This is a genomic window from Streptomyces sp. NBC_00490, assembly GCF_036013645.1.
Lineage (GTDB): Bacteria > Actinomycetota > Actinomycetes > Streptomycetales > Streptomycetaceae > Streptomyces > Streptomyces canus_F.
On sequence record NZ_CP107869.1, the window covers coordinates 7486267 to 7510236 of the forward strand.

General features: G+C 67.6%; 36 protein-coding genes and 2 pseudogenes. 22 read left to right on the forward strand and 16 right to left on the reverse strand.

All coding sequences use genetic code 11. The annotated features are described in order from the left end of the window. Nucleotides 1-184: 184 nt before the first annotated feature. The 3 genes from OG381_RS34205 to OG381_RS34215 all read left to right on the forward strand — a co-directional run bounded on the left by OG381_RS34205 (nt 185) and on the right by OG381_RS34215 (nt 2343). Nucleotides 185-1369, forward strand: coding sequence for an AAA family ATPase (locus tag OG381_RS34205; RefSeq protein ID WP_443061955.1), 1185 nt, complete (start codon nt 185-187; stop codon nt 1367-1369). Continuing rightward, nucleotides 1366-1692 carry a nucleotide pyrophosphohydrolase gene (locus tag OG381_RS34210; protein ID WP_046263092.1) on the forward strand — a complete coding sequence of 109 codons (327 nt, stop codon included), beginning with the start codon at nt 1366-1368 and terminating at the stop codon, nt 1690-1692. Before OG381_RS34205 ends, OG381_RS34210 begins: the two co-directional genes overlap by 4 nt. A gap of 180 nt (nt 1693-1872) precedes the next feature. Continuing rightward, nucleotides 1873-2343: a DUF6099 family protein gene (locus OG381_RS34215; RefSeq protein WP_327719849.1), complete on the forward strand. Its 471-nt coding sequence runs from the start codon at nt 1873-1875 to the stop codon at nt 2341-2343. 47 nt (nt 2344-2390) lie between these two features. Here the strand turns inward: OG381_RS34215 and OG381_RS34220 are convergent, their stop codons facing one another. Next, on the reverse strand, nt 2391-2558 hold the full coding sequence (locus OG381_RS34220; RefSeq protein ID WP_327719850.1) for a hypothetical protein: 168 nt from the start codon (nt 2556-2558) through the stop codon (nt 2391-2393). A 239-nt stretch (nt 2559-2797) separates the two neighbouring features. On the opposite strand from OG381_RS34220, the pseudogene OG381_RS34225 reads away from it, so the two are divergent. From OG381_RS34225 to OG381_RS34310, 19 genes and pseudogenes are all read left to right on the forward strand, one after another. Continuing rightward, nucleotides 2798-3376 (forward strand): annotated as a pseudogene (locus OG381_RS34225) (LLM class F420-dependent oxidoreductase); the annotation flags it as partial. 110 nt (nt 3377-3486) lie between these two features. Beyond that, a complete protein-coding gene (locus OG381_RS34230) occupies nt 3487-3714 on the forward strand; it encodes a hypothetical protein (protein WP_327719851.1) in 228 nt (75 codons plus the stop codon). Nucleotides 3715-3842: 128 nt separating this feature from the next. Then, nucleotides 3843-3968, forward strand: a complete 126-nt coding sequence (locus OG381_RS34235; protein ID WP_327719852.1) for a hypothetical protein — start codon at nt 3843-3845, stop codon at nt 3966-3968. Further along, nucleotides 3968-4684 carry a WhiB family transcriptional regulator gene (locus tag OG381_RS34240; protein WP_327719853.1) on the forward strand — a complete coding sequence of 239 codons (717 nt, stop codon included), beginning with the start codon at nt 3968-3970 and terminating at the stop codon, nt 4682-4684. Before OG381_RS34235 ends, OG381_RS34240 begins: the two co-directional genes overlap by 1 nt. Next, a complete protein-coding gene (locus tag OG381_RS34245) occupies nt 4668-5534 on the forward strand; it encodes a RecB family exonuclease (RefSeq protein ID WP_327719854.1) in 867 nt (288 codons plus the stop codon). Before OG381_RS34240 ends, OG381_RS34245 begins: the two co-directional genes overlap by 17 nt. Before the next feature lie 8 nt (nt 5535-5542). Next, complete coding sequence (locus OG381_RS34250; protein WP_327719855.1) at nt 5543-5818, forward strand: hypothetical protein; 276 nt, start codon at nt 5543-5545, stop codon at nt 5816-5818. After that, nucleotides 5809-5940 carry a hypothetical protein gene (locus tag OG381_RS34255; RefSeq protein ID WP_327719856.1) on the forward strand — a complete coding sequence of 44 codons (132 nt, stop codon included), beginning with the start codon at nt 5809-5811 and terminating at the stop codon, nt 5938-5940. Before OG381_RS34250 ends, OG381_RS34255 begins: the two co-directional genes overlap by 10 nt. 93 nt (nt 5941-6033) lie before the next feature. Then, entirely contained in the window at nt 6034-6639 is a 606-nt protein-coding gene (locus OG381_RS34260; protein ID WP_327719857.1) for a hypothetical protein, read from the forward strand. A gap of 23 nt (nt 6640-6662) precedes the next feature. Beyond that, on the forward strand, nt 6663-6803 hold the full coding sequence (locus OG381_RS34265; protein ID WP_327719858.1) for a hypothetical protein: 141 nt from the start codon (nt 6663-6665) through the stop codon (nt 6801-6803). Nucleotides 6804-6911: 108 nt separating this feature from the next. Next, on the forward strand, nt 6912-7640 hold the full coding sequence (locus OG381_RS34270; RefSeq protein WP_327719859.1) for a hypothetical protein: 729 nt from the start codon (nt 6912-6914) through the stop codon (nt 7638-7640). Next, nucleotides 7637-8416 (forward strand): hypothetical protein, encoded by a 780-nt coding sequence (locus OG381_RS34275; protein WP_327719860.1) that lies wholly within the window; start codon nt 7637-7639, stop codon nt 8414-8416. Before OG381_RS34270 ends, OG381_RS34275 begins: the two co-directional genes overlap by 4 nt. Nucleotides 8417-8576: 160 nt before the next feature. Further along, entirely contained in the window at nt 8577-8942 is a 366-nt protein-coding gene (locus tag OG381_RS34280; protein WP_327719861.1) for a DUF2493 domain-containing protein, read from the forward strand. Next, nucleotides 8939-9346 (forward strand): hypothetical protein, encoded by a 408-nt coding sequence (locus tag OG381_RS34285; RefSeq protein ID WP_327719862.1) that lies wholly within the window; start codon nt 8939-8941, stop codon nt 9344-9346. Before OG381_RS34280 ends, OG381_RS34285 begins: the two co-directional genes overlap by 4 nt. A gap of 23 nt (nt 9347-9369) precedes the next feature. Beyond that, nucleotides 9370-9468 (forward strand): annotated as a pseudogene (locus tag OG381_RS49695) (CHC2 zinc finger domain-containing protein); the annotation flags it as partial. A 37-nt stretch (nt 9469-9505) separates the two neighbouring features. Next, entirely contained in the window at nt 9506-10141 is a 636-nt protein-coding gene (locus OG381_RS34290) for a toprim domain-containing protein (protein ID WP_327719863.1), read from the forward strand. An 85-nt stretch (nt 10142-10226) separates the two neighbouring features. Then, entirely contained in the window at nt 10227-10517 is a 291-nt protein-coding gene (locus OG381_RS34295; protein WP_327719864.1) for a hypothetical protein, read from the forward strand. Next, on the forward strand, nt 10492-10878 hold the full coding sequence (locus tag OG381_RS34300; protein ID WP_327719865.1) for a hypothetical protein: 387 nt from the start codon (nt 10492-10494) through the stop codon (nt 10876-10878). The genes OG381_RS34295 and OG381_RS34300 overlap by 26 nt, the downstream gene beginning before the upstream one ends. After that, nucleotides 10875-11090, forward strand: a complete 216-nt coding sequence (locus OG381_RS34305; RefSeq protein WP_327719866.1) for a hypothetical protein — start codon at nt 10875-10877, stop codon at nt 11088-11090. The genes OG381_RS34300 and OG381_RS34305 overlap by 4 nt, the downstream gene beginning before the upstream one ends. After that, nucleotides 11090-11323: a hypothetical protein gene (locus OG381_RS34310; protein ID WP_327719867.1), complete on the forward strand. Its 234-nt coding sequence runs from the start codon at nt 11090-11092 to the stop codon at nt 11321-11323. The genes OG381_RS34305 and OG381_RS34310 overlap by 1 nt, the downstream gene beginning before the upstream one ends. A gap of 228 nt (nt 11324-11551) precedes the next feature. Here OG381_RS34310 and OG381_RS34315 read toward each other — a convergent pair whose 3' ends face one another. From OG381_RS34315 to OG381_RS34385, 15 genes are all read right to left on the reverse strand, one after another. Beyond that, nucleotides 11552-11881 (reverse strand): hypothetical protein, encoded by a 330-nt coding sequence (locus tag OG381_RS34315; RefSeq protein WP_327719868.1) that lies wholly within the window; start codon nt 11879-11881, stop codon nt 11552-11554. A gap of 84 nt (nt 11882-11965) precedes the next feature. Then, nucleotides 11966-12181: a peptidoglycan-binding domain-containing protein gene (locus OG381_RS34320; protein ID WP_327719869.1), complete on the reverse strand. Its 216-nt coding sequence runs from the start codon at nt 12179-12181 to the stop codon at nt 11966-11968. A gap of 126 nt (nt 12182-12307) precedes the next feature. Further along, nucleotides 12308-12607 carry a hypothetical protein gene (locus tag OG381_RS34325; protein ID WP_327719870.1) on the reverse strand — a complete coding sequence of 100 codons (300 nt, stop codon included), beginning with the start codon at nt 12605-12607 and terminating at the stop codon, nt 12308-12310. Between the two features lie 8 nt (nt 12608-12615). Further along, nucleotides 12616-14529 (reverse strand): hypothetical protein, encoded by a 1914-nt coding sequence (locus OG381_RS34330; RefSeq protein WP_327719871.1) that lies wholly within the window; start codon nt 14527-14529, stop codon nt 12616-12618. Next, nucleotides 14529-15728: a hypothetical protein gene (locus OG381_RS34335; RefSeq protein WP_327719872.1), complete on the reverse strand. Its 1200-nt coding sequence runs from the start codon at nt 15726-15728 to the stop codon at nt 14529-14531. Before OG381_RS34335 ends, OG381_RS34330 begins: the two co-directional genes overlap by 1 nt. Before the next feature lies 1 nt (nt 15729). Beyond that, entirely contained in the window at nt 15730-16635 is a 906-nt protein-coding gene (locus OG381_RS34340; RefSeq protein WP_327719873.1) for a phage adaptor protein, read from the reverse strand. 1 nt (nt 16636) lies between these two features. Continuing rightward, a complete protein-coding gene (locus tag OG381_RS34345; protein ID WP_327719874.1) occupies nt 16637-17017 on the reverse strand; it encodes a hypothetical protein in 381 nt (126 codons plus the stop codon). Between the two features lies 1 nt (nt 17018). Next, on the reverse strand, nt 17019-17240 hold the full coding sequence (locus OG381_RS34350) for a hypothetical protein (protein ID WP_327719875.1): 222 nt from the start codon (nt 17238-17240) through the stop codon (nt 17019-17021). Nucleotides 17241-17305: 65 nt separating this feature from the next. Further along, the gene (locus OG381_RS34355) at nt 17306-17446 is read right to left on the reverse strand and encodes a hypothetical protein (RefSeq protein WP_327719876.1); all 141 of its coding nucleotides are present in this window, start codon (nt 17444-17446) and stop codon (nt 17306-17308) included. Between the two features lie 9 nt (nt 17447-17455). Next, entirely contained in the window at nt 17456-19234 is a 1779-nt protein-coding gene (locus tag OG381_RS34360) for a hypothetical protein (RefSeq protein WP_327719877.1), read from the reverse strand. 26 nt (nt 19235-19260) lie between these two features. Further along, nucleotides 19261-19584 carry a hypothetical protein gene (locus tag OG381_RS34365; protein WP_327719878.1) on the reverse strand — a complete coding sequence of 108 codons (324 nt, stop codon included), beginning with the start codon at nt 19582-19584 and terminating at the stop codon, nt 19261-19263. After that, nucleotides 19584-20558 carry a N4-gp56 family major capsid protein gene (locus tag OG381_RS34370; protein WP_327719879.1) on the reverse strand — a complete coding sequence of 325 codons (975 nt, stop codon included), beginning with the start codon at nt 20556-20558 and terminating at the stop codon, nt 19584-19586. Before OG381_RS34370 ends, OG381_RS34365 begins: the two co-directional genes overlap by 1 nt. A 56-nt stretch (nt 20559-20614) precedes the next feature. After that, nucleotides 20615-21151, reverse strand: a complete 537-nt coding sequence (locus OG381_RS34375) for a hypothetical protein (RefSeq protein ID WP_327719880.1) — start codon at nt 21149-21151, stop codon at nt 20615-20617. Nucleotides 21152-21477: 326 nt separating this feature from the next. Then, nucleotides 21478-22674 (reverse strand): hypothetical protein, encoded by a 1197-nt coding sequence (locus OG381_RS34380; RefSeq protein ID WP_327719881.1) that lies wholly within the window; start codon nt 22672-22674, stop codon nt 21478-21480. Next, nucleotides 22674-23969, reverse strand: coding sequence for a transglycosylase SLT domain-containing protein (locus OG381_RS34385; protein WP_327719882.1), 1296 nt, complete (start codon nt 23967-23969; stop codon nt 22674-22676). Before OG381_RS34385 ends, OG381_RS34380 begins: the two co-directional genes overlap by 1 nt. Between the last annotated feature and the right edge of the window lies 1 nt (nt 23970).

Genomic DNA, 23970 nt, shown 5'->3' on the forward strand with positions numbered 1-23970 from the left:
CGGTCCGGACATGTGCGCCACTTCTGTGCCGGCGGGTTCCGCGGCTCATGCGGTTCCGGAGACTTCCAGCGACCGGCGGGTGCCGTCCCAGGGACGGTCGGCGGGTGACGGGAAGCATCCAGGGACGTCCGGCGAATCGACGGCCGCGAGACACGCGGAGCCGTCCGCCGAGACGCCCCCGGGGGTGTCCGCAGACGACCGCCCGGCGGCCCCGCTGCCCGGCTCGCCCGGCGTCCGGGTCGCGGCCGGTCACCACCCCAGCCGTCCCCACCTCACCGAGCTGCGGCTGTCCGCCTTCGCCGCGCACCGGCGGGCGAGCTTCCCGCTGGGCCCGCTCACCCTGCTCGTCGGGCCCAGCGGATCCGGCAAGTCGAGTGCGCTGCGGGCGTACGAGGCGCTGGCGCGGCTTGCCGCCGGGGCGGAACTGGGGGAGGTGTTCCCCGATCCGCTCGCGTGCGTCCCGGAGTGGGCGCGCCCCGACGCGCAGCGGCGGCGCGGGTTTCGGATCGGGTGCACGACGGACGGTCCCGAGGGGCCGGTCCGGCTCGACGTCGCCGTCCAGGCCGAGCCCGAGCTCCGGGTCGTGGGGGAGCGGCTGGCCGTCGGCGGACAGATCCTGCTGGAGACGGCGCTGCGCGACCCCTCGCGACGGGCCGTACAGGCCGCCTGGCACACGGCCGGCTCCGCGACGGTGACCCGCGCCCCGTTCCCGGACGACCGGCTCGGCACCGCACTGCTCCCGCTGAGGGTGGCCGGCAAGACCGACGGCCAGCGCCGGGTGCTCGCCGCCGCCGAACAGACGGTCGTCGCCCTGCGTTCCGTGTTCGCCTGCGACCCCCGCCCCGACCGGATGCGCGCCCCGGTGCCCACCGGCTCCGGGCGCCTCCTCGGCGGCTGCGACAACCTCGCCGACGTGCTGTGGCGCACCCGCTCCGAATGCGGGCGCCGCCACGCGCAGTTCGTCGCGGCGGTGCACACCGGATGCGCGGGCCCGGTGGCGGACGTCCTCGCCGAACTGCTCGGCGACGGCAGGGTCCGGGCCGTGCTCGACCGCGGCGAGGGTGCCCGTACGGAACTCGCGCGGCTCGGCGACGGCGAGCTGAGGTACCTCGCGCTCGCCCTCGTGCTGTTCACCGGACCCGGCGTCCTGGAGGTCGACGCCGCCGGCGAGGTGCCCGCGGCGATGCAGACGCTCACCGTGCTCGCCGACGGGCTCGACCGGCGGCTGGACCCGCGCCAGCGGGACGAAGTCCTGGGGCTCGCCGCCCGGATGTGCGACCGCGGGCACATCCGGCTGCTCGGCACGGCGACCGACGCGTCCTGGGCCACGAGGACCGAGGGGCTCACGGTGGTACACCTGGACCCGTGACAGACCCTCTCGATGTGGCGAAACTGCAGCGCAGGCTGGCCGAGTTCGCGGCGGCGCGCGACTGGCAGCCCTACCACACCCCCAAGAACCTCGTCGCCGCGCTCAGCGTGGAGGCCTCCGAACTCGTCGAGATCTTCCAGTGGTTGACCCCGGAGGAGTCGGCCCGCGTCATGGACGACGCCGACACCGCGCACCGGGTCACGGACGAGGTCGCCGACGTGCTCGCGTATCTGCTGCAACTGTGCGAGGTGCTGGGCATCGACCCGTTGGCGGCACTGGACGCGAAGATCGATCGGAACGAGCGGAGGTTTCCGGCGCCGTAGCAGGGGCGGCAACTCCGGTGCACAGGGAGTAGCTCGGTCCGTTTTCACTCTCCGGAGTCAAAATCCGGCCCGAAATCGATTCGTTGTCCACAGATTTCCGCCTTCCTCTGGCTTTTCGTCCCGCCGACCCTCACTCTGGGTAGTGGACAACGGAGTTCGGGCGGCAGACGGGGGCAGCGCATGGATGCGGTGCGGCTCATAGTGACGAGCAGGCGGGCCCTCGCGGGGAGCGGCGCGGCGCCTCAGGTGCTGACGGAGGTGTGGCAGGCGCAGGCGCTGGCCCAGGCGATAGGCAGCAGGCTGGCGGTCTCCGGCCCTCCCCGACTCCGCGGCGAGGCACTGGGGTTGACCGAGCTGGCGGGCAGAGGCTGCGGGGTCCTGGACCGTCCCGACCTGGACACCGCCGACCTGCGCGCCGCCCAGCTCACCGAACTGGGCGACGCCCGCCAGGTTCTGCTCTGCCTCGGCGGACTGCTCGGCGAGGTGGGCATCGCCCTCGTCGGCCTCGCCTGCGCGGTGGAGGACGAGGGCACGTACTGGCAGTGCATGGAGGCGATCGACGCGGCGGACGAGTCCCGGGACCGCGTCCTGGAAATGCTCAACAAGCTCGCGGACCGGGATCAGGTCTTACCGGAGCGGGAGGCGGGGTGAGCACTCAGCGGATCCCGGCCCCGGGGTGAGCGACGTCGGCGCTTTCCTCAGCGGCTCTCGGCCTCGTCCGCACCGCGCCCCGCCGACTGCAGATCCGCGTCCAGGGCGGAGAGGTCCGCGTTGAGCGACGCCATCAGCTCCTCCATCTGCTGCAGCAAGCCTTTCGGCTGACCGGTCGGCCCGGCCCCTTGCTGCGGGACGGATTCTTCGGACATGACGGCCTCCTCGGCCCAGGCCTCCGCGGGAGGCCGACACGGGTGACGCCCGGCGCTGACCGGCCGGGCGCGGGTGCCGGTCGGTCCGGCTCCGCCCGAGCAACGATCATCACCTTCGCCGGGTCACTGGCCCGGGCAGCCCCCGTGCGCCGCGTTGACGGAATTTCACCCGACCGGGCAGGGGAGGGACGGCGGGGGCAGGTGGGGTTGACCGGCGGGACGGCGTGCAGGATGGAGGTATGGATCTTCGCATCTTCACCGAGCCCCAGCAGGGGGCCACCTACGACACCCTTCTCACGGTCGCCAAGGCCACCGAGGACCTCGGCTTCGACGCCTTCTTCCGGTCGGACCACTATCTGAAGATGGGCTCCGCGGACGGCCTGCCCGGTCCCACCGACGCCTGGATCACCCTCGCCGGCCTCGCCCGCGAGACCAAGCGCATCCGCCTCGGCACGCTGATGACCGCCGGCACCTTCCGGCTGCCCGGTGTGCTCGCCATCCAGGTCGCGCAGATCGACCAGATGTCCGGCGGCCGCGTCGAACTGGGCCTGGGTGCGGGCTGGTTCGAGGAGGAGCACAAGGCGTACGGCATCCCCTTCCCGAAGGAGAAGTTCGGCCGCCTGGAGGAGCAGCTGGAGATCGTCACCGGGCTCTGGGCGACCGAGGCCGGCAGCACCTTCGACTTCCACGGCACGTACTACGACCTCACCGACTCGCCCGCGCTGCCCAAGCCGGCCCAGGCGAAGATCCCCGTCCTCGTCGGCGGCCACGGCCCCTCCCGTACCCCGGCGCTGGCCGCGAAGTACGCCGACGAGTTCAAGGATTCGGGCATGGTGCGCACGTGAAAGTCAGTCACACCTCTTGGCCGCCTGACCTGCACAAACCCAAGGCCCCCGCCGGAGCGGGGGCCTTCGTCATGGGAGGAACCGTGGCCGCACCGGAGTGGCTGATCAAGGCCCGCAACGAGCTGGGCAGGGCGATACGGGCAGGGCACGGCACCCACGGGACGTCACCCTGCCGACACTGCGAGGCCGTCACGTCAGAGGTCGCCCTGATCTTCAGCCGCGAGACCGCGGCTGCGTACCAGCGAGGCCTGATGGCCGGGCGGAGCCAGGAGGGCTACCGCACCACCCGCCGCAAGTCGAAGGAGGAATGATGGTCTGCCCGTTCTGCCACCGCATGAAGTGCATTTGCGGGTGAGCCCGTGATTCACCTCAACCGCCTTCAGAAAGCAATCATCGTGGCCGCCTTCGTGGCGGCCTTCGTCATGAACGGGGTGCCGTATTGGAACTGATCAAGCGCGCCGGTCGGGCGCTGTACGAAAGCCAGGTGGGGTGGACGATCACCAGCGGCGTGCTTGGCGCTGCCATCGGCCTGTTCTTCGTCACGCTCTACTTGAGGGCCCAGTGATGCTGTACGACCCTCACCGGCGCTGGGCTCCGCGCGGCATCTGCCGCCCGGAAGACCTCAATCTCTTCTTCGCCCGGCACGGTCAGCCCGACCGTGCACCGTCAGCCAAGACCCGGGCCCGATGGGCCCAGGCCAAGGAGATCTGCGCGGCCTGCCCCGTCCTGGCGGAGTGCCGCAGAGACACCCTGGGTGAGGAGTACGGGGTGTTCGGGGGCCTGGACGAGCACGAGCGCTACCGAGTGCGGCGCAGCCTGAGTCAGGCTGTCTGGCGCTGGCCTGAAGAACGGCGCCTGGCCTGGGCGCAGGAGATACACCGCCTGCGCATGGCGGGGCTCTCCGCCGCGGTGATCCGCACACGGACGGGCATACCGCAGGGCACCGCAGAGAAGCTCAACAAGCTGTGGGCAGAGCACCTGGAGAAGCGGGGCAGCAAGGGCCAGGTCGTGAACCTGGAGCTGCCCGAGCCCAACAAGACCCCCTTTCCCGTGCGTTCCGGGCAGCGCCACGCCTGGACCCGGGACCGCGCCATCGTCCGGGACGCCTGGTACCGGGGTGAGACCCCGGACGGCGAGTGGATCTGCGTCACCACGACCGGCGCCCACGGCGGGGGAACGATCAAGTGGTTCCCCCGCGATGACGTGCACCTCTACCAGCCGCAGCCGGTAGTGATCCTCAACCGCTACGAGAAAGGAGTGAGCCGTGCTCCAGCTGCCTGACCACACCAGCCACAGCGCCAGGGAGACGCTGGAGCGCTGCGCTCGGGCCTACTTCCTTACCCGCGTCGCCAAGGCCCCGCAGGCGCCCTCTCTGTGGCTTGCGGGCGGCAGTGCGGTGCACGAGACGACAGAGTTCTACGACCTGCTCAGGGTCGGAGAAGCGGGCGACGGAACCCCCGAAGAGCTGATGGCCTTCGAAGTGGCCGGGATCTGGGAATCCTGCTTCAACGTCCAGTTGGGCAAGGCATGGGAGCGGGAGGACGACGAGAGTAAGTGGCGCTCCTCCAAGACCGAGCCCATAGAGGTCTGGCGGAGCATGGGCCTGCAATTCGTCCAGGCCTACATCGAGTGGCGGGAACGCTCCCCGTGGGAGATCTGGATTGCCCCGGATGGCCAGCCGGCCATCGAGCTGGACGTGTCGGGCAAGCTGCCCGGCTGCGACGTCGAGATCAAGGCCTTCCTCGACCGGGTCTTCTGGGACCCCGTCATGAAGAAGCTGGTCATTGTCGACATCAAGACCAGCAAGAAACCGCCCAAGACCGCGGCCCAGTTCGGCACGTACGCGGCCCTGCTCAAGGTCAAGTACGACGTGGACGTGACCATGGGCGCCCCGTTCATGAACCGTAAGGCGGCGCTGGGCACGCCCTTCGATCTCGCCGAGTACACGCCAGAGTTCGTGGGCGAGATCTTTGCTGCCGCTTGGAAGCAGATCCAGAGCGGCTACTTCCCCGCCAACGGCTTCCCGGGCGAGTGCTTCATCTGCGACGTGAAGTCCTCGTGCGCCGCCCAGAACGGGCCGTTGGCCCCGCAGTACGACCCGGCATCGCCGGGCTACCCACCCCCTTTCTGAGGAGAGGCATGAACAAGACCGCGGGCGCCCTGGTGGGCGCCCTTCTGCTGTTCGGCGCTGTTGGCTGTTCCGAGTACAACGACGAGCGCGGCAAGGGCGACGCCCCCGTGGCGGGCAGGGGAGGCGACGACTCGGCGAAGCACGTGACCAACAACCCGGACGGCTTCGGGAACGTCGCTACCGGCTGCGTCTACGGAGCCCCCGGCTTCCGGTACTTCGTCACGACGAACACCGGTAGCGCCCCGTCGAACCTGGTGGTCCGCGTGGACGAAGCGTGCAAGTGAGAGCCCGGCTCCACCTGGTGGCCACGCTCCAGACCACATGGACGTGCGTGTACCCGGGCTGCGGCGCGTCCTTCTCGGCGTACGTGGACATGGCGGCCCACCTGAGCACGCACTACAGCTGAGCCGTGCTCCCCAACTGTGACTGTGGCGCCTGCTGCGAGAGCTGCGGGCATTACAGCGACTGCATACGCAACGAGAACGAGAAAGAGGATCAGTTGACCGACCACGCTGACGCTGTTGAGCCTGACAACGAGGCCGAGGGCTGGGACGGCACCGTAGATGGTGTGTCGTACCCGGAGACCCCGGACAACCCGCACAACCACCCGTACACCCTCTCCCTCACCCCGAAAGAGGCGCCCTTCCTGGTGGTCCGCGCGTCCACCGAGGGCGAGCTGAAGGAGAGGCTCGACAGCCTGGAGACGTCCGGCACGATGGCCGCCATCGGGGCGGCCTGGTCGGCCTACAAGGGCCACGCGACCCTGGGCGCAGGCATGGGCCCGACGACCCCCGTCCCGGCCGCTCCCGCGGCCCCCGGCGTCCCTGCACCGCCTCCCATGCCGGGAGCCCCGGCGATGCCCCCGCCTCCGGCTGCGCCCGCGGTGAGCAACAGGACTGCCGAGTACGCGCAAGCCGGCTGGTACCGGCTGAACGTGCCCTTCAAGGACAAGGCGACCTTCGACGGGATCACGGCGCAGTACGGCATGACCAAGGGCCGCCCCTCCGAGGGAGGGCAGTTCTCCTTCCACAAGGACACCAAGGCCTGGTACGTCCACCCGCAATATGCGGGAGCCTTCCCGCAGTTCTCGCCCGTTCCGGCATGATGTCCGGCGGGAGAGGGGGTGTCATGACGAACTACAGGTTGTCCGAGTACGACCGGCAGCGCATCGAGGAGATGAAGCGGGCCAACTTGGCGGGCTTCTGGCTGGTCTTCGCAGCGCTGGCTGGCGTTGCGCTGGTCCTGCTAGCGATCAACGGCGGGTTGTAGGTGCTCACCCTCTCCCGCTCCGTGAAGCGGGGGGCAGTCGGCAAAGAGCCGCTGCCCCCCGCTTTTGCTTCCTGGGAGTCGAGGGCGATCCGCTTCAGGCGGGCCTCTGTGTCGATGCTGTTCGGGCAGTCCGGGTCTCACAAGACCCGGATCGTCCTGAACGCCGTGCTCAACATGCGGGTGCCGACCCTCGCTTACTCGACCGACAGCGACCAGGACACGGTGGCCAGCCGTCTGCTGGCCATCTCCACTCGCACCTCCACGGAGGTGACTGAGCAATGGCTCAGGACTGAGCCCGACAAGTGCGCCCAGCTCCTTGGGGCGTTCGACTTTCTGCGGTGGGACTTCAGGCCTGACCCGACCATGGATGACGTCTGGCTCGGGGCGTACGCGTACCACGAGGCCGAGGGGCGCTGGCCCGAACAGATCGTCATCGACATTGCCTCTGACGTCGGTCACGACGTCGGCGACGAGTGGGCCTCCCTGCGGGATCTGCTGCGGCAATCCAAAGTCTTGGCTCGCGAGACAGGCGCACACGTGCTGCTGGTGCACCACGCCTCGGATGCCGAGCGCACCAAGCGGCCCTGCCCCCGCAAGGGGGACATGCAGGGCAAGGTTTCCGCCCTGCCCGAGGTCATCATCACGTGCGGCCTGACCATGACCGGTGACCTGCACGTGGCGTGCGTGAAAAACAGGCACGCCAAGGCGGACGCCGACGCCAGCAACCACTTCCCCATGCATCTGGACGCCGCAACGTCCTTCGTCGGGGACTACGTACAGCGGATCGCCCCACCCGCCTATGCGGGCTGGGATCAAGAACAGGAGGGCTGGGGGTGAAACACGTGGTGATGTGGTCCGGCGGGATCACATCGTGGGCAACGGCCCGCATCGTTGTCGAACGTCACGGCTCAGAAGCCGTGACGTTCTTGTTTGCGGACACTAACTCTGAGGACGAAGACCTACACCGCTTCAACGAGGAGGCCGCCGCCATGCTGGGCGGCCAGGTCGTACGCGTCGCCGATCCGCAAGAGCGGGACACGTGGGACGTCTTCGACGATGAGCGGTACATCGGCAACACGCGACTCGCCCCGTGCGCCAAGCTGCTGAAGCAGGTCCCCGCGCGGCGGTGGATCGTTGCGAACACCACCCCCGAGGACTCCATCATCTACGTCGGTATGGACTGGATGGAGCCTCACCGCATCCCGGGCAACCGGGCGCACTGGGCGCCGTGGCGGGTCGAGTACCCGCTGACCGAGCCGCCGTTGTTCGGCAAGGATCATTGGATGGAGGAGGCCCGCAGAGCGGGCCTGAGACCTCCGCGGTTGTACGAGTTGGGCTTCTCGCATAACAACTGCGCCGGGGCCTGCGTGAAGGGCGGCCAGGGCCAATGGGCCCTTCTCCTGAAGACCTTCCCTGAGCGCTACGCCTACCACGAAGAGCGCGAGCGACAGTGGCGGGCCAAGACCGGCAAGGACGTGACGATCCTCCGGGATCGGCGAGGAGGCATCACTAGGCCGCTCACGCTCGAAGCGCTGCGTCAGCGGATCGAGGCCAAGGAGGCCGTGGACATGGATGACATCGGCGGATGCGGCTGCTTCACGGATGCGGCATGAGGCGTCGTAGGGTCCGCCGGACGTGCCGAGTGATGCACCGCTTCGGCAAGTGGGCGTACATCAAGACCGAGACCGCGCCGGGCCTGCTGCCCGACGTCGAGCCCGACATGCAGTTCCGGATGTGCCACCGGTGTGGCTACCAGGATCTCAGGGAGGTTATATGCGCGTGATCGTCAGAGGGTCAGCCACCTGGACCGACCGGGGCGCCGTGTTCGAGACGCTGAACCGGCTCTATCTCCAGCACGGTCCGTTCGTGCTGGTCCACGGGGCCGGGGCCACCGGCTCCGATGACGCCGCCCACGTATGGATGCAGACAGCCGGCCGGGATCTGGGGTGCTTCGAAGTCCCGCATCCCGCGGACTTCGAGAAGCACGGGAAGGCCGCCCGCTCCATCAGGGACAAGGCGCTGACCGAGACGGGCGCCGATCTGGCCGTCGTCTTCTCGACCCTCGGGGACGAGGAGTCAAAGCAGGTCGTAGACCTGGCCACGGAAGCAGGCATCCCCGTGCAGGAGATCGCCGCGTGAGCGCCTCCAAGCAGAAAGGCACCGCCGCGGAAACGGCGGTCGTGCGATTCCTCCAGCACTGGTGGCCCGACGCTGAGCGGCGGGCCCTGTCCGGCAACAAGGACAAGGGCGACGTCGCGGGAGTGCCCGGCGTGGCCGTGGAGATCAAGGCGGCAGCCCGCCTGGCGCTGGCCAAGTGGCAGCGCGAAACGCTCGACGAGCAGGAGAACGCCGGGGCGCTGCGCTGCGTGCTGGTGGTCAAGCGGCCGTACAAGCCAGTCGCTCAGTGGGACGCCTACCTGCCCGCCTGGCAGGTAGGCATAGAGACGGAGGCCTCGGAATGGGTGCGTATGGATCTGCTCGTGGCCGTGCTGTTCCTGACCTGCCCATCACCCCCGTACTTGCTCACTACGGTGTCTCCCTGAACGAGGGTCGCTGGGGCAACGAAATGGTGTGCTGCCCCGTGCACGGGGAGCGCCGCCCGTCCATGTCCGTCTCTTCGGAGAAGGGCGTCTTCCACTGCTTCGCCTGCGGTGCCACCGGCACCGCTGTGACGCTCGTCAAGCTCATGGAGGCCTGCGACCTTGCAGACGCTCTCCGCCGCACAGAGGACATTCTTCGAGCAGGCGGCATCGACGTACCAAGCCGATCTAGCGGGCGATACCGCCGTCCAGGAGTATCTGGCGAAGAGGGGGCTCAGCCCCGCACTCGCTACGTTCCGCCTGGGCGTCGTACGGAGACCGCTGGTCGGCCATGAGCAGTACCAGGGCCGTCTGGCCATCCCGTACCTGACCCCCGCGGGGGTCGTGAACCTCCGCTTTCGCTGCCTTGAGCCCCACGACTGCCATGCGCTGGGCTGCCCGAAGTACCTGTCCCTGCCCGACGCAGGGACGAACCTCTTCGGCGTCCTGGACCTCAAGCGGGACTCACCCCACATCGTGGTGTGTGAGGGCGAGATCGATGCCATCTCCTGGTCCCTGGCGGGCGTGCCCGCCGTGGGCATCCCCGGCGTGGACGCCTGGCAAAAGCACTTCGGGCGCTGCCTGGAGGACTTCGACGTCGTCTACAGCGCCGGTGACGGGGACAAGGCGGGCGCCAAGTTCAACAGCCTGATGGCCCGCGAGGTCAAGGCCCGTCCGCTCCGCATCCCGCGGGGCCTGGACAGCAACGCTCTGTACGCGCAAGGAGGGGCCGATGGCCTCCGACGACTCATCGAGTGACCACGACTTCGTATCCCCGGCGCACTGCGTGCAGTGCGCGCAGTCGTGGCTGCCGCCGCGGGCCGCCCCGGAGGAGGAGCCCCCCATGACCGCCGAGGAGGAAGAGGAGGCCGAGGCCCTAGACGAACGCTGGGCCGAGGCCATGGGGGATGACGAGCCTCCCCCGCCGCAGCCCGCACGACGGCCACCGTACGCCGTCACGTATTCCGTCTCGGGCCACCTCTATGAGGTGGCCCTTCCTGGTGACGCCACCGTGAGGGCCGTAGACGGAGCCCTTGTCATTCAGCACCACTTGGGCCCCGTCGCCGGGATCGTCCAGGTGCTCCCCGTCCTCAACGAAGGAGGCGCCAATGGCGCTGAGTCTGACGGCCGGTAGAGGCGCCGTCACGTTCACGTACGTCGATGACAACCTCACCGCCTCCTGGACCGTCAAGGCCGACGACGGCGAAGAGAAGCTGATCGGCACCATGAAGCGGGTCATCGCCTTCGTGGAGGGCGAGAGCGCGGCACCGGCGCTCCCCGCGCGCACGCCTGGCGTGGCGCTGGAGATGACACAGATGACCCACCCGCCCATGGTCGAGGTCACGGAAGAGGAGGGCATGGCCCTCAAAAAGGCCAAGCCGGGATCGGTCGTCAACGGCTGGGCCGCCTACGCCGGCCAGGCCCCGCCCGCGCCCGAGATCCCCGCACGCCTCGCGAACGAGGTCGAGATGATCCCCCCGGAGGAGCAGGAGTGAACAAGCCCAAGCCGTTCGAGGTGCCCGAGATTAAGGGCATCGTCGGCTTCCGGCCGACAGAGGAGGACAAGCGCAACTTGCGTGTCCTGATGGCCACGAAGGGTGAGGCGAGCTTCTCGAAGCTCCTGCGGGATCTGGTGGCCGAGGCCGCGGTGCCCGCCCGTCGTCGGATGCGCGAGGCCGCAACGCGTATCGCAGCGATGGAGGACTGATGGCCGAGCAAGAGTGGTGGGCCGTGGAGACGTCCAGCGGAACGCAGTTGGCCAAGCCGGGGGAGCTGCCTACGGTCTCGCGGTTCGCCAATCGCGAGGAGGCCACGGCAGTGGCTAAGCAGGCTGCCCCGCAGTACGACGACACGCTGTCTCTCGTGAAGTACACGCGCAAGGAAGTCCGGACCTACAGGCGGACCGTCTCCGTCGCCGAAACGGACGTTCCCGCGTCGTAGAGTGCGGAGGCCCCTCCGGCCTCCGGACTCGTCCCCCGGAACCTCTCCCCGGAGAGGGTGGGCGCGCAGCGCCAGGCCCACTGCCTCGGGTACTGGAAACGTGGTCCGCCCCAAGGGAAAGCCCCCCTGATCTTCGGATCAGGGGGGCTTCTCTATGCCCGCCGGGACCAGCACGGGCATTGGCTGCCATGCCACTTACGACATTACCCGCGGCATACGACAATCGGTTCACTCTGTGCTCGTGTCTTCACGGCGTGTCAACTCCGCGCGCACGTCCTCCACGGCGACCTTGATCCCTTCCGTCACTGCATCGTTGATCCGTTGCGTCAGAACTCCGTTGGTCTGGTGCGTAATCTGCGCCAGGGCCTCGTCCTGCTGGGCAAGCTGCTCGTCCTGCTTGTCCGTGCGGTGGTCCAGGTGCTGAATGACGAACACAGCGGCCAGGATGGGCGCCACCAGGGCGACGTACCCCGTCGTCTCCGCGCCCTTCAGGGTCAGCACGACGAAGCCGCCGACGACCAGGCCGGCTGTGCCGAGCTGAAGGAATGTCGACCTCACTTGGGCAGCACCCCCAGTACCTGGAGGAGCACCATCACGAAGATGCCCACGATCAGCAGGAACGTTACGTTTCCTTCGGACATGTCAGTCCTCCCTGAGAGATGGGTGCTTGAGCTGATCCAGGGCCTCTGCTGTGGCCCTGTCGAGTACCCCGGTTACGGGGAGCTTGAAGAGGTGCTGTACGGCCCGCAGGGAGGCCTTCGTGGCCTCGTCCATCGCTCCTGTCACGTTGAGCCGCAGGGCCCGCTGCGCGGTGCGTACGGCATCCCTCTCGCCCTCGTTCGCGGGGGCGATAATCACGCGATCAGGCGGCCACATGGCGCCCCTCCTGCTTTACTGGTCCCCGGGTTGATCCCTGGTGGGTCCTGACCCTCTTCGATGGGCCCCGCGGCTGGTGACTGCGGGGCCCATCGGTCTGTGCGGCCATCAGTGGCCCCCGCAGGGCCAGTGCCAGGAGCCCTGAGCCTTCGTGCCCTCGATGTGCGGGACATCCCGCACCGGCCGCAAGGACGTCTCGCCGGGGGCGACGCAGGAGAGCCAGACAGAGAAGAGGTCGTCTCTGGTGACGAGTGCCGCCCAGCACTCGTCACCGGTCCAGTAGTGGACCCAATCGCCCACGTCGGGGTCCCGCTCGTCCTTGTCCGTACGCCGGGCGCGGGCGTAGTTCAGGAAGGGGGCGGGGTCGTACCTGTCCTGCTCGTCGGGCTTGATCAGTTCGTAGTCCACGTCGTACCTCAGCTTGTGATCACGTCTGCGATGGTCCGCAGCTCCACCCACAACACCCCGCCGTACACGGAGCGGTTGTTGCCGGGCTGGGCTGCCTGCTCGAAGCGGTAGTCATCGATCACCACCAGGTCAGAGGTGCCGTTCTTCAGGTCCTGGAAGGCGACGGCATCGCCGCGAGAGAAGATCTGCTCAAACATGGCCAGGCGCGCGAGGCTACGACCCTCGTAGCCGACTTGCTGCCCTGAACTCGTCATCTCCTTGTCCCAGCACGCCAGCGGGATAGTGATCACGCGCTGGCGCACGGCCCCCGGCATGGCCTTGAGCTGCCATCCGTTGACCTCACCGCCCTTGGTCGTGTCCGTCCCGGACCTGCTCAGGGTCAGCTTCAGCTGCACCCACTCCGAGGCGGAGGAGGGCGCGGGCAGGATGACGTCCTGAATGACCTGAGAGCCGCCCTGCGAGACGGTGAGGACCGAGGTATCCCCGCCTCCCGGATCGAGCACGGAGACGCCCACGGACCCCCATAGAGGGGTCGGGGTCTTCACGGAGACGAACTTGAAGATCTTGTTTTCGAGCGTGTTGTAGCGCACCCGACCCGTGGTCAGGGTGCCGCTGGACTCCAGCACGGTGGCGGACTCCAGGTAGGCCGCCTGGCCCGAGACGGCCACCACCATGCGGTCCGAATTGCCAAAGTTGGTGGCCCCGGTGACCTCACCGGTCACGTGCGTCTGAAGGTCCGTCGCGTAGGCGAAGCGCACGGACGGACTGATGTCGCCGCCCTGGAGCGGCTGGCCGAGATCTACCCGATACAGCCCGCTGTTGCCAGAGATGGCGTTCGTTGCCCCGACGAAGAAGAAGCGGTCATAGGCCGCGATGGCCTTCACGCCCGAGGAGTTGGTGAAGAGCAGCGGCCCGTACTGAATGTCCCCGTTGTCGTCGATCTGCCCGACCCGGAAGCCCCTGTTGGTGCCGATGCCCACGAAGCTGCCCAGGTACGTGGTGATGGCGTAGACGATCTCGCCGCGCGGCAGCTGGGCGGCGAGTACGCCGCCCGAGGACAGCACCGGCACCGCCCCGCTGGTGTCCAGGCCGAATTTGAGGATCTCGCCCTGGCTCCCGGCATGGCCGGCCGCGTAGATGGCGTTGGTGCCCTCCGCGAAGTCGGTGAAGACGAAGGCCGAGTTGAGGTGCGTGAACCTCAAGTTCTTCGCGGGCGTGTTGTCGCACTCGTAGATCTTGTTGTCCAGGGCCAGCATGAGGCGGCCCTTCACCCACCGGCACACCACGGCCGTGGTGCCCGTGGTCACGAACGAAGCGCCGACGCCGTTCCCGGCGCCCTTGTAGACCGCCACGTCGTCCGCGGCGAAGTAGTTCGTGCCGTCGCTCGTCAGAGAGCGGATGACGTTCGCCCCGCCCCACGTGATGGTCGTGGTGGCGGCGCCCGTGTCGCTCTTCAAGGCCGTGCCCGCGGCCGACCAGAAGCGGTCAGTGCCGTCGTTCCAGCCCACCACGAAGTGGGGGTTGGCGGTGCCGTCAGAGACTCGCAGAGACGTGGAGCGCAAGAGCGTGAGCCGGCCGTTCACCCACGGGTTCAGGCCCACGGATTCCCCGTAGCGGATGGCGTACTGGTTGTCCGCCGAAGGGTCCTGGTAGAGGACCCCGGCGCCGCCGATCCAGGACGACTGAGAGCGCAGCCACCAGGAGGCGAGCGACTGTTCGCCAGGTACCTGCTGGTTGTCGAACTGTTCCTTTTTGATGGGCGCTCCGGCCCTGGTCATCTTCCGCTCATCGGAGATGGCGGAGAGCCAGGGCATCCCGCTCAGGGCGAACTGGTACTGAACGCCCGACAGGGCGAAACTCGATGCTGCGGCGGTCATCCGCCCGGACAGGGCGAAGGGCAGCCGGCTCACGATGCCTGCCATTACGCCTCCCGGTACCAGCCCTGAAGAGTGATGATCGTGCCGGACTGGATATAGCCGGACTGCATGCCCTGGTTGTCGTACATGTTCACGGCCATGGCCGTACCGGCACCGCCCGCCAGGATCTGGCCCATGACCATGCCGGGGCTGATCACGTTCGTCCCGGTGATGAAGCCGGAGACGAACTGCCGCGTGCTCGCCGCCCCGTTGCCCTCACGGAACGGCGTGCTCGGCAGGTTCCCTTGGATGTTGACCGCACCGGAACCGCTGGCGCTCCATACCGTGTAGATCTCGAAGAAGACGATCTTGCCCAGCTTCTTGTACCAGCCCACGTTCGTGGTCGTCGCCGGAGAGCCGGTGATCGTCCACGTCGGCGTGAAGGGCGTCCATGTGGTGGTGCCGACCGAGAGGTCTGCGCCCACGGAGAAGGCGTCGTCCGTGGCCAGGACGTTGGCCGCGGAGCGGTACAGGTTCGTGTCCACGGCAGCGGCGCCAGAGCCCCACTGCAACCCGCCCCCCGCCAGGATCTCGACCCTGTTCTGTGCGTCACCCGTGACCGAGGCGCGCAGCGCCAGGTTCGTGTCCGCACCACGCTGGAAGAGCACACCAGCACTGGTCAGGAAGGTCGGGGCACCGGTGAAGTTCACGTTGCCGGACAGCGTGGGGTTCCCGGTGAACATCCCGGCCAGGGCTGCGCCGCTGGAGATGCTCGGGGTGCCGGACAGCACCGCCGCACCCGAGAGAGTCACGGCCCCGGAGAAGGTGGGCGCACCGGTGAAGGTGCCCGACAGGGCACCACCGTTGACGGTCGGGGAGGTCAGCGTCTTGTTCGTCAGCGTCTGCGTCTGCGTGGCGCCCACCAGGGCGCCGGTGACCCCGTGCACGGACGCCGTGGCGTCCTCGTGCGTGCGGAAGTCCACGGCATCCTGGGCGTTGTAGACGTGCCGGACCACGGCGCCGATCGAGTGCGACTGCGCAGAGGTCCCGGAGAAGCCGCGGGTCACCGTGAGCGTGGTCCCGGCCACGCCCGTGACCACCACCAGCTCCTCCGCGGAGGCCCCGTAGTCCAGCGCCAGGACGTAGGGCGTGGTGCCGGGGAAGCCCGTGGTTGCGGCGACCGTCACGGACGTGGCGGCGCCGGAGATGTTGCCGGACAGCGTGGTCTGAATGGCCGTGTTGGAGTAGTTGTAGGCGTTCGCCACGTCAGCTCCCCTGGAATGTCGCGAAGTTGGGGACCTCGTCGAACTGCCGAGTGCGCTCCTCTTGGAGCCGCTCGGCGTACAGGCTGGCGTACAGGGACGCGGCCTTGGCGGCCGACTGCGGAGGCACCAGGGCGGCCCGCTCGGTCGTCTCGACGCTCTGGAGCTGGAGGCGCGCGGCCTCCAGGCCGGGGATCAGGCGCTTGCAGGCGCCGTACGTGATCAGGTCCGCGAAACGCTCCGGGTAGCCCGTGGTCGTCAGCTCGTCGGAGCCGTTGACGAGAGCAGTCGGAGCCTTGGAGTAGACGACCTTGATGGCCTGGCCGGCTGTGACGTAGTCGAAGACCTGAAGCGACTTCCCCGAGGGGAAGTTGGCGCTCCGGGCCTCGGGGTTGTAGCGCCAGTTCGGCAGCGGCTGCGCCACCTTGGACGGGCCGATCAGCTGGCCCGTCACGTACCAGACGCCCTCGACTTCCGAGGGAAGCTCGTACTCGATGACGGGTGCGAGCTTGGTCAGCTCCGTGGAGCCGAAGACCACAAGGTCCGGGTACAGGCAGCGGATCGTTTCGTTGACGGCCTCCTTGATCCGGACCTTGGGGAAGGCCGGGGAGGAGGTGATCAACGAGTTGACCGCGTGGGAGGCCGCCGTGGTGCCTTCGTACCCGCGGCCATTCGTCAGGCCCATGACGGAGACGACACCGCTCGTCGAGTCGTAGGCCTTGACCAGGATCAGTTCGTCGTCGATCTCGACCAGGCCGCGCGAGAGGTTGTTCACCGTCTCCGTGTCGCACGTGAAGGTCGTGTCCCCGGCGCCCATGGGCGCGGACAGCTCCGAGACGCTCTCCTGGCTCAGGGCGTAGCCCAGGAGATTCTGGCGGACCTTGCGGACGAGCTGATCGAAGGTCGTCATGTCACGCCGCCATCATGGTGGCGGTGCAGGTACCGGCGCCCGAGATGCCAGACAGGGACGTGCGGTAGTAGCGGAACGCCTTGTCGACGCTGGTGGCGGTCACCGTTCCCGCGGCGGTCAGCGCCACGGTGGCGCCCGTGGAGACCCACGTGGCCCCGTCCAGGGACCCTTCGATCGTCAGCGTCCCCGCCAGGGTTGCCGTACCCACGGCCACTACCGTGGCCACGGTCTTTGCGGAGCCGTAGGACACCGTGCCGCCCGTAGCGGCACCGGTCACGGCGTTGAGCGTCAGCGAGGCGTTCTGCGCGCCCGTGCTGACCTGAAGCGCGTTATCCGCACCGGCGTTCACGCCGTCGATGGAGACCTTCATCTCTGCCGACATGTCAGGCCCCTTCCGGCATCGGAGTGGCCAGGGAGAAGTCCTTGCCGTATGCCGCACCCGCGGCATCCGAGAGCTTCACGGCTTCCGTGATCTTGTTCATGGTGGTGCCGTCCGGCTGGATACCCTCCTTGCGCACCGTGCGGTACGCCTCCAGCTCCGCGTCCCACTTCTTCTGTGTGGTGCCGTCCAGCCCCTTGGAGGGGCTCGCGAGGTACGTACGCACACCGGCGTCACGCAGGCAGTCACCCCACGTGGCGTGATCCTTCGTCTTGCATCCCTTACGGCACATCAGTGACGCCCCGGCTCCTGCATGCCTTCAGCACGCGTGTGGCACCCCTCGGTCGTGCGGGTGAGGATCTCTTGCTCGTCCTGGTTGGTGAGCTGGTGGTTGCCGCCCGGCCCGACCGGGCAGCACTTCTGGTCATCCATGGGGATCTCCTAGGAGAGGGCGGCCCAGCGGGCCCCGGACGTGACGGTCTGGCTGGCGAGCGTGATCGAGGCAGGAAGCGACGTCTGGGCGGTCGGCCCGGTCAGGAACCGGGACGCAGCCGTGGACAGCCCGGCGCTCACGGTGGTGGCGCCACCGGCGCCCATGGCGAACTGCGGCGGCGTGGTGCCGACGCTGAGAATCGCGACGTAGTAGGAGCCCACGGCCAGGGTCTGGGGGGCGGACAGGGCGATCGTCTTCAGGCCCGTGCTCGTCCAGTTGGCCGACTGGTCCGCGGAGGCGGACAACAGGGTCCCGGAGCTGTTGTAGAGGCCCACGAAGGACTGGCCGGCTGTGAGCGTGACCCCGGCCGCCTCGATGCCCACGATGACGTTCGTGGCCACAGAGCTGCGGTTGACGACCTTGACCTTGCAGAGATAGACGGTGCCGCTCGTCGTCGCGTTCGAGGCCGAACGCAGCGTTGCCGGGTCGTGGGTCCAGGCCACCAGGCCGTGATCCGCAGGCGTGAAGGTCGCGTCATTGACGTTGGTCAGCGGGTACTGAAGCAGCCCCGCAGGCATCGCGTTGCCCGTGTTGAAGGTCGTGATGTCCCTGAAGACGCTGCTGTTCTGCTTGGTGTACGTGACCGTGCCAGTGGCGTTGTTCTCGATCCGGATGGACTCGAATCGGTTCGGCGCGTTCGAGGTGGTGTTGTTGTCCTGGATGATCTCGACCGTGTTGCCCGAAGCGTTGTTGAACCACTTCGCACTGAAGCTGTTGTTGTAGGCGTTCGAGCCGCAGCGGAAGCCGACGTTGCCCGCGCCTCCCGTGTCGGCTGTGACGTAGTTGCAGTCGAAAACATTCGACTCGCCGTTGTCCACGTTGATCAGGGTCTGGAATTGTTCGAGGTTCAAGCCCCAGAACCTCTGCGAGGCGCCGCCCGAGGCGCCGTCAATCAGGATTCCCGTACAGCCGGTGCTATTCGCCCCGGCCTCGACCATGTTCCAGTTGTTCTGATTCAGATTGTTCGATGGCGAGCTGATGTGGATCGCCGTGCCACCCGTGCCGACGATCTCAATGAACATCCTGGTGAACGTGTTGTCACCGGCATTCTGGACGGAGCCCTGATTGCTCAGCCTGATCCCGTTCCGGGTGCCCTCGATCTCGATATTTTCGAAGGTCGAGCGCCACGGCATCGCGAGGTCCATGCCCCAGCCGGTGTAGGCGGCGTTGAAGCCGCCGTTGATCCGCAGGTTCCGGAAGCTGCTGTGCCAGAAGGAGACTTCGTTGCCGCTCAGTACAGCCGTGGAGTGAATCCCCACGCCGGAGCCGGAGATGAAAAGACAGAGATCCTCGACGGCGCACGTCGCCCAGTCAGTGATCTCGATGCCGATCTGATTCGACGCCACGGTGATCTCCGTGGCCTGCTGGCCCACGCCGTACAGCCCGATCGTGGGCGCGTCGTCCTCGTCGTTGTTGCCCCGGATCGTGACCGGGGCGGCCCAGTTGAAGGAGCCGCGGGAGAGCTGCACCCGGCCGCCCCCGGCGGCCTTCACTGCATCGACAGCGGCCTGTACCTCCACGTTGTCCGCGCTGCCATCGCAGATGTACTGCGCCCTGTCCTTGACGGACTGCGGGGCATTGCTGGCCGCAACCAGCGTGTAGTACGTCGCCGCGGAGACGCCCGTCTGGAGGGCGGAGATGCTGCCCTCATTGGCCGTAACGGCGCTCTCCAGCGTCGTCAGAGCCGTGTTGAGAATGCCGCCCCAGGCGTCGGTGTCGCTGCCCACCGTGGGCGTCGTGATGTCGACCATGTCTACGCTCCGTAGGGCCCGGCGCCGTATGCCCCGGCGCCGTAAGCGTCCGCGGGGATCGTGAAGTTCGCGGAGGTCACGCCCACGCCGGCCGCGATAAGCGCGGCCCTGGTGGCGTCGTCGACCTCGTACTCATGGCCGCCCATGTAGAAGAAGAAGGCGTCCGCGATCTCGTCCTGAGTCGGGAACCGCAGGGCGCGGTAACTGCCCTGCGGAAGCTCCTGAATCGAGATGCCGCGGGCCAGCTTGATCCGCAGAAACAGGCGGTCGTCCCAGGACGCCGGACCCTCGTCGACTGACGGGGTCCGGAACGTCCAGGTAGCCATCAGCTGGAGTTGATCGTGCTCGTCGTCTCGGCGCGGATGAGCGCCTCGTTGCGGTAGATCTTCCAGCCCGCCACGCCGTACCAGCCGAGCGGACGGAACCGCGCCAGCTTGTCGACGATCGGGCCCGCCACGATGTGGAACTCATCGGCGACGGCCTCGGCGAGAGCCTGCTGACCTGCGTAGTAGGTCCGGAAGCGGCGGATCGTGTTGTCGCCCGTTCCGGCATCGACCGCGTTGTAGCAACGCGGGGACTCGATGTAGAAGGCGCCCTCGTACGCGCCGATCTCACCGGCCCAGATGTTGCCCGCTGCCGAGTAGTTGTGCGGGTCGCGCCAGGCGGCAGCGCCGGTCTCCGCCCGGAGGTCGTGAGAGACCTCGGGGTGGATCGCGCACCAGTACAGCGAGCCCTTACGGGGCACGGCCTTGTTGGCGCGGAGCTTCACCGGCGCAAGGCGTGCGATGGCCGAGTTAAAGGAGTCCGTGGCCGCCATCGTGGTGCCCACCGGGACGCTCACGGTGCCGTTGGTGACGTAGGAGACCGTGCCAGCCTTGCGCTGGATCACGTTCGTGCCCGAGCGAAGCTCGGTCTGGACGATCGTGTCCACCGAGTCCGCGGCGTTGAACGCCACGATGTTGGCGATGGCCGGGTCCACGTCGGTCAGCGAGTACAGGAAGAGCTTCCTCGTCCTCAACACCGGGTTGCCGTACTCGTTGAGGGTGATCGTGACGGTGGTGGGATTGCCCATCGCGACCGAGTCAGGGTCGGTCGTCTCGGTCAGGGCCGTGGTCGCCACGGCCAGATCCTGGTAGCGCTCCAGGACGATGGAGCCGCCGGGCGCCGTGGTGTCCACGGGCCGCTTGTCCGCGACAGCGCGGAACATGGGCTGGGAGCGAAGAGCGAACTCGAAGCGCTTGTCATACGCGGTCTGCACCGCGTTCGACATCGCTGAAGTGTCGGTATAGGCGTTAGCCATGGGGACCTCTCACCCCTTCCGGGGTGCCGCAGGGACGGGGAGAGGTCAGGCGGACGTCACTGCCAGTCGTACTGACTGCCGTGCGATCTCATCAGCGTCTCGAACTCCTCGGGGGTCTGGCACGCCTTGATGGCCGCTGCCAGTTCCTTGTCAGAGCCCTGCGGAGGAGCGACACCCTGTGTCCCCGCCTCCTGCATGCGCTGCATCTGCGCCTGACCGTCAGCCGGCACGGTGGTGGGAGGCGGCCCCGTAGGGGCCTGCTGCTCGCCCGGCTGCTCCTGGCCCTCGGGGGCCAGCTTCGCCAGGGCACCGCCATTGGCGGTCAGCCACTCGTCCAGCTTGTCGGGCTCACCCGCGTACAGGCCTGCGGCCTGCGGGGCATAGCCCTTCGCCTTGAGCGCGTCTGCTACGGCCTGCTGCTTCTGTGCGGCCTTCAGGCGGTCGTTCTCCGCCTTCAGCTCGCTCACCTGGCTGGAGAGCTTGTCCAGTCCCTCGCGGAACCACTTGGGTCCCTGCTGGTTCTGGTTGCCTGTCTCGCCCAGGCCCGACATGTCGTCAGGGTCTTCGAAGCCACCGAAGCTGTACTCGCCCACTGCGCACTCCCGTTCACTTGCGCGGCCTACTCGCCCTCCGGGGAAGGGGTCGTGCTCCGCTACCGGCCTTGTCGTGGACGGGGCCGGTCGGTCCGTCAGTGAACGACTGTAAGCCCTGCTAGCACAAAAGCGCTAGCACTGGTAGTTGAAGGGCGTACGAAATCTTCGAGGGCAGCACAAAGCCCCCGGCTCGAAAGCCGAGGGCTTGTCACCCCCGCCAGTGCGGGGAGCAGTGCTGACCGGGTCTCTCCGGCATGGCATGGGCCACCCCCGCTTGCGCGGGGAGCAACGTTCTTACGGGAAAAACCGTAGCGCACGCATAGGGGTCACGTCTGCGAGTAGCCCGCATTGAGGCCCTGGACCGACGAACCCTTGCCCCCTGCGAACAACCCCCGCTCCTGGCTCTTGAGGCGCTTACCCTTCTCGGCCGCGGACTCGTTGCCGTAGGAGCCGGCCGCTCCGGGAGTGAACAGCTCCTGTTCCGCCTCGCGCTGGTTCCAGGTGGAGCCGTAGCGGCCAGCAATGCCGAGCATCGATTCGAAGCCCTCCGCGATCTGCGAGTAGGCCTGCTCGGCCTGGTCGGCAGTGATGCCGAGCGTGGCGTAGCCCTCCAAATCCAACACATTGGCGGCGAAGCCCCGCCTGATGGCCGCCGCGCCGATGGCGCCCGCGGCTGCCTGCTTCTTCAGGATCGGTTCAGCCCGCTTGCGGTCCAGGAAGTACGCGGTCAAGTCAGACTCGTTGATGCCGTACATCTGCCAGAGGGCCTCTTTGTACTGCGGGTTGGCCTGGCCGGTCGCGGCCACGGCCAGGTCCACGCGGCCCTTGATCTCCGTGGGGGAGACGTCGTCGGCGATCCACTTGGTGAAGTCCGCGGGGTTGTCGTAGAAGCCCTTCGGCAGCCCGGAGCTGGACAGGATCTGCCGGTACGCGGCCTCTGTCGAGAGGTAGTCCGCGGGGTTCAGCACGGCCAGGCCCGCCTTCGCGCGGGCCTCGTTCCCGGCGAACCTGGTTTTGTACTCCTTCGTGTCCTGAAGGAGTATCGCGATCGTGTCGGCCCCGTAGCCCTGCTTGACGAAGTCGTAGATTTTCCCAGCAAGGGAGCCCAGGCCGTACTGGCCAAACAGGCTCTTGAGCGCCATGTAGGCGTCGCGGTTCTCGCCCTTGAGCAGCTTGTCGTACTGCCCCGAGACCTCATAGACCTTGTTCTGAGCGGTCGTGACGCTCGTCTGTGAGGTCTTGAGGTCCGCTTGCTGCTTCTTGATCACCGCTTCCTGGCGCTTGATGTCCAGGTCATAGCGCTTGCGCTGCGCGTCGGTCAGCTTCCCGCCCGCGCGGGCTTTCTTGAGGCGGTTGAGCGCCTCAAGGTTCCGCTTAAGCATGTCCTTCTCGCGGGCGACGCTGCCCTTGGCCTTGGTCAGGCCCTTGTTCGCCGCGTCGATGGCGCCCTGGTCGACCGCGTCCGGCGCGGGCAGATCCATGACGTCCTGGAAGTCATCGGGAACGTTCTGCTCAACGGCCATCAGTACGCCAATCCGAAGTCCTTGGCCACCTGGCGAGCCACGGACATCATGCTTTCGCGAGCGTTGTTGGTCTTGCGCCAGCGCGGGTCATTGCGAACCTGGTTCTCGAACTCCCACAGGGGGAAGTTCGCCCCGGCCTTGCTGCCGTTCATGGCGCCATAGATGTGCTTGTCGAAGAGATCCACGTCAGTCTCCGGCAGCTCCAGGAGCGTCGCCATCGACTTGATGTAGGGGGCCGCCAGGTCCAACGCGTCCTGCCCGGCAAGGATCTGCGCGCCGAAGGCAGAGAACCGCGCAGCCGAACTCTTACGGATCTGCGCCTCAAGGGTCTCCATCGTGGTCTTCCCCGAGGCGACCGCGACGGCGTTTTTCTTGTACCAGTCCTGCGAGTAGCGCATGCCGTTGAGGTAGGCAAGCTGGTGCATCTTGTCGAAGGCCTGGCCGGCCTCCCCCCACATGATCCCGCCATGGGTGGTGGCCTTCGTGCCCAACCAGTCCTTGATCCGCGCATCACTCCAGCCCAGCGCGAGCGAGTTGTAGATCGCGGCCTTCAGCAGCTTGCTGCTCTTGCCCTTGGAGATCTGGTTGCCCAGACCGACCGTGACCGCCAAGGCGTTCACCTTGTACTGGGCGGCACCCCAGTTCTGCTTGAAGGTCGCCGGGTCCGTCGCCCGGGTCGTGATGTACTTCCGCAGCGTGCTGCTCTGGCTCTTCCACCACTTGGAATTCTTCAGGCTGGCCTGGAACTTGGCGGCCGACCAGCCGCCGGACACCGCCTGATTGAAGAGCTTCTTAAGCTCCTTGGAGGAGTTGATCAGCGCGGCCGAAAGGCCGTACTGCTCCATCAGCTCGTCTTCGTCGAGCTTGGGCACCGCTGGCACCGTCCCTCCGCCGCTTCCACCGCCGCTGTAGGGCGTGCTCTGGCCCGAGTAGCCCCCGGCATGGCCCATCACGGACGACACGTACTTGTAGACCGGCGGGTTGCCGTACGTCTTGGACGGGTCCGGCTGGCCGGAGTACCACATGGCAGCGGCGCCCTGGGGGCCGTACTTGCTGTAGTAGCTCTGGAGCTGACCGCGGGCCACGGCCTCCTGGGCCTGCGGGTTGTTCAGGAACTGCTGTGCGGTCAAGGCCTTGCCGTAGTACTTCTTCGTCCAGGGCGCCACATTCGGGGCCAGGACTTGGTACTTGCCGTAGGCGTGCCCGTACTTGGTCTGCGGACCAACGGCCTTGTAGTTGCCGCCGGACTCCTGCGTGGCGATGGCCCAGAAGAAGGCCTCGAAGCTCACTGCCATC

What these genes read in the sequence shown, in the direction of transcription:
- OG381_RS34215 (WP_327719849.1), top strand. Translation starts at nt 1,873, where the DNA reads ATGGATGCGGTGCGGCTCATAGTGACGAGCAGGCGGGCCCTCGCGGGG.
- OG381_RS34220 (WP_327719850.1), bottom strand. Translation starts at nt 2,558, where the DNA reads ATGTCCGAAGAATCCGTCCCGCAGCAAGGGGCCGGGCCGACCGGTCAG.
- OG381_RS34240 (WP_327719853.1), top strand. Translation starts at nt 3,968, where the DNA reads ATGCTGTACGACCCTCACCGGCGCTGGGCTCCGCGCGGCATCTGCCGC.
- OG381_RS34250 (WP_327719855.1), top strand. Translation starts at nt 5,543, where the DNA reads ATGAACAAGACCGCGGGCGCCCTGGTGGGCGCCCTTCTGCTGTTCGGC.
- OG381_RS34265 (WP_327719858.1), top strand. Translation starts at nt 6,663, where the DNA reads ATGACGAACTACAGGTTGTCCGAGTACGACCGGCAGCGCATCGAGGAG.
- OG381_RS34280 (WP_327719861.1), top strand. Translation starts at nt 8,577, where the DNA reads ATGCGCGTGATCGTCAGAGGGTCAGCCACCTGGACCGACCGGGGCGCC.
- OG381_RS34295 (WP_327719864.1), top strand. Translation starts at nt 10,227, where the DNA reads ATGACCGCCGAGGAGGAAGAGGAGGCCGAGGCCCTAGACGAACGCTGG.
- OG381_RS34300 (WP_327719865.1), top strand. Translation starts at nt 10,492, where the DNA reads ATGGCGCTGAGTCTGACGGCCGGTAGAGGCGCCGTCACGTTCACGTAC.
- OG381_RS34310 (WP_327719867.1), top strand. Translation starts at nt 11,090, where the DNA reads ATGGCCGAGCAAGAGTGGTGGGCCGTGGAGACGTCCAGCGGAACGCAG.
- OG381_RS34330 (WP_327719871.1), bottom strand. Translation starts at nt 14,529, where the DNA reads ATGGCAGGCATCGTGAGCCGGCTGCCCTTCGCCCTGTCCGGGCGGATG.
- OG381_RS34340 (WP_327719873.1), bottom strand. Translation starts at nt 16,635, where the DNA reads ATGACGACCTTCGATCAGCTCGTCCGCAAGGTCCGCCAGAATCTCCTG.
- OG381_RS34345 (WP_327719874.1), bottom strand. Translation starts at nt 17,017, where the DNA reads ATGTCGGCAGAGATGAAGGTCTCCATCGACGGCGTGAACGCCGGTGCG.
- OG381_RS34355 (WP_327719876.1), bottom strand. Translation starts at nt 17,446, where the DNA reads ATGGATGACCAGAAGTGCTGCCCGGTCGGGCCGGGCGGCAACCACCAG.
- OG381_RS34365 (WP_327719878.1), bottom strand. Translation starts at nt 19,584, where the DNA reads ATGGCTACCTGGACGTTCCGGACCCCGTCAGTCGACGAGGGTCCGGCG.
- OG381_RS34370 (WP_327719879.1), bottom strand. Translation starts at nt 20,558, where the DNA reads ATGGCTAACGCCTATACCGACACTTCAGCGATGTCGAACGCGGTGCAG.
- OG381_RS34380 (WP_327719881.1), bottom strand. Translation starts at nt 22,674, where the DNA reads ATGGCCGTTGAGCAGAACGTTCCCGATGACTTCCAGGACGTCATGGAT.
- OG381_RS34385 (WP_327719882.1), bottom strand. Translation starts at nt 23,969, where the DNA reads ATGGCAGTGAGCTTCGAGGCCTTCTTCTGGGCCATCGCCACGCAGGAG.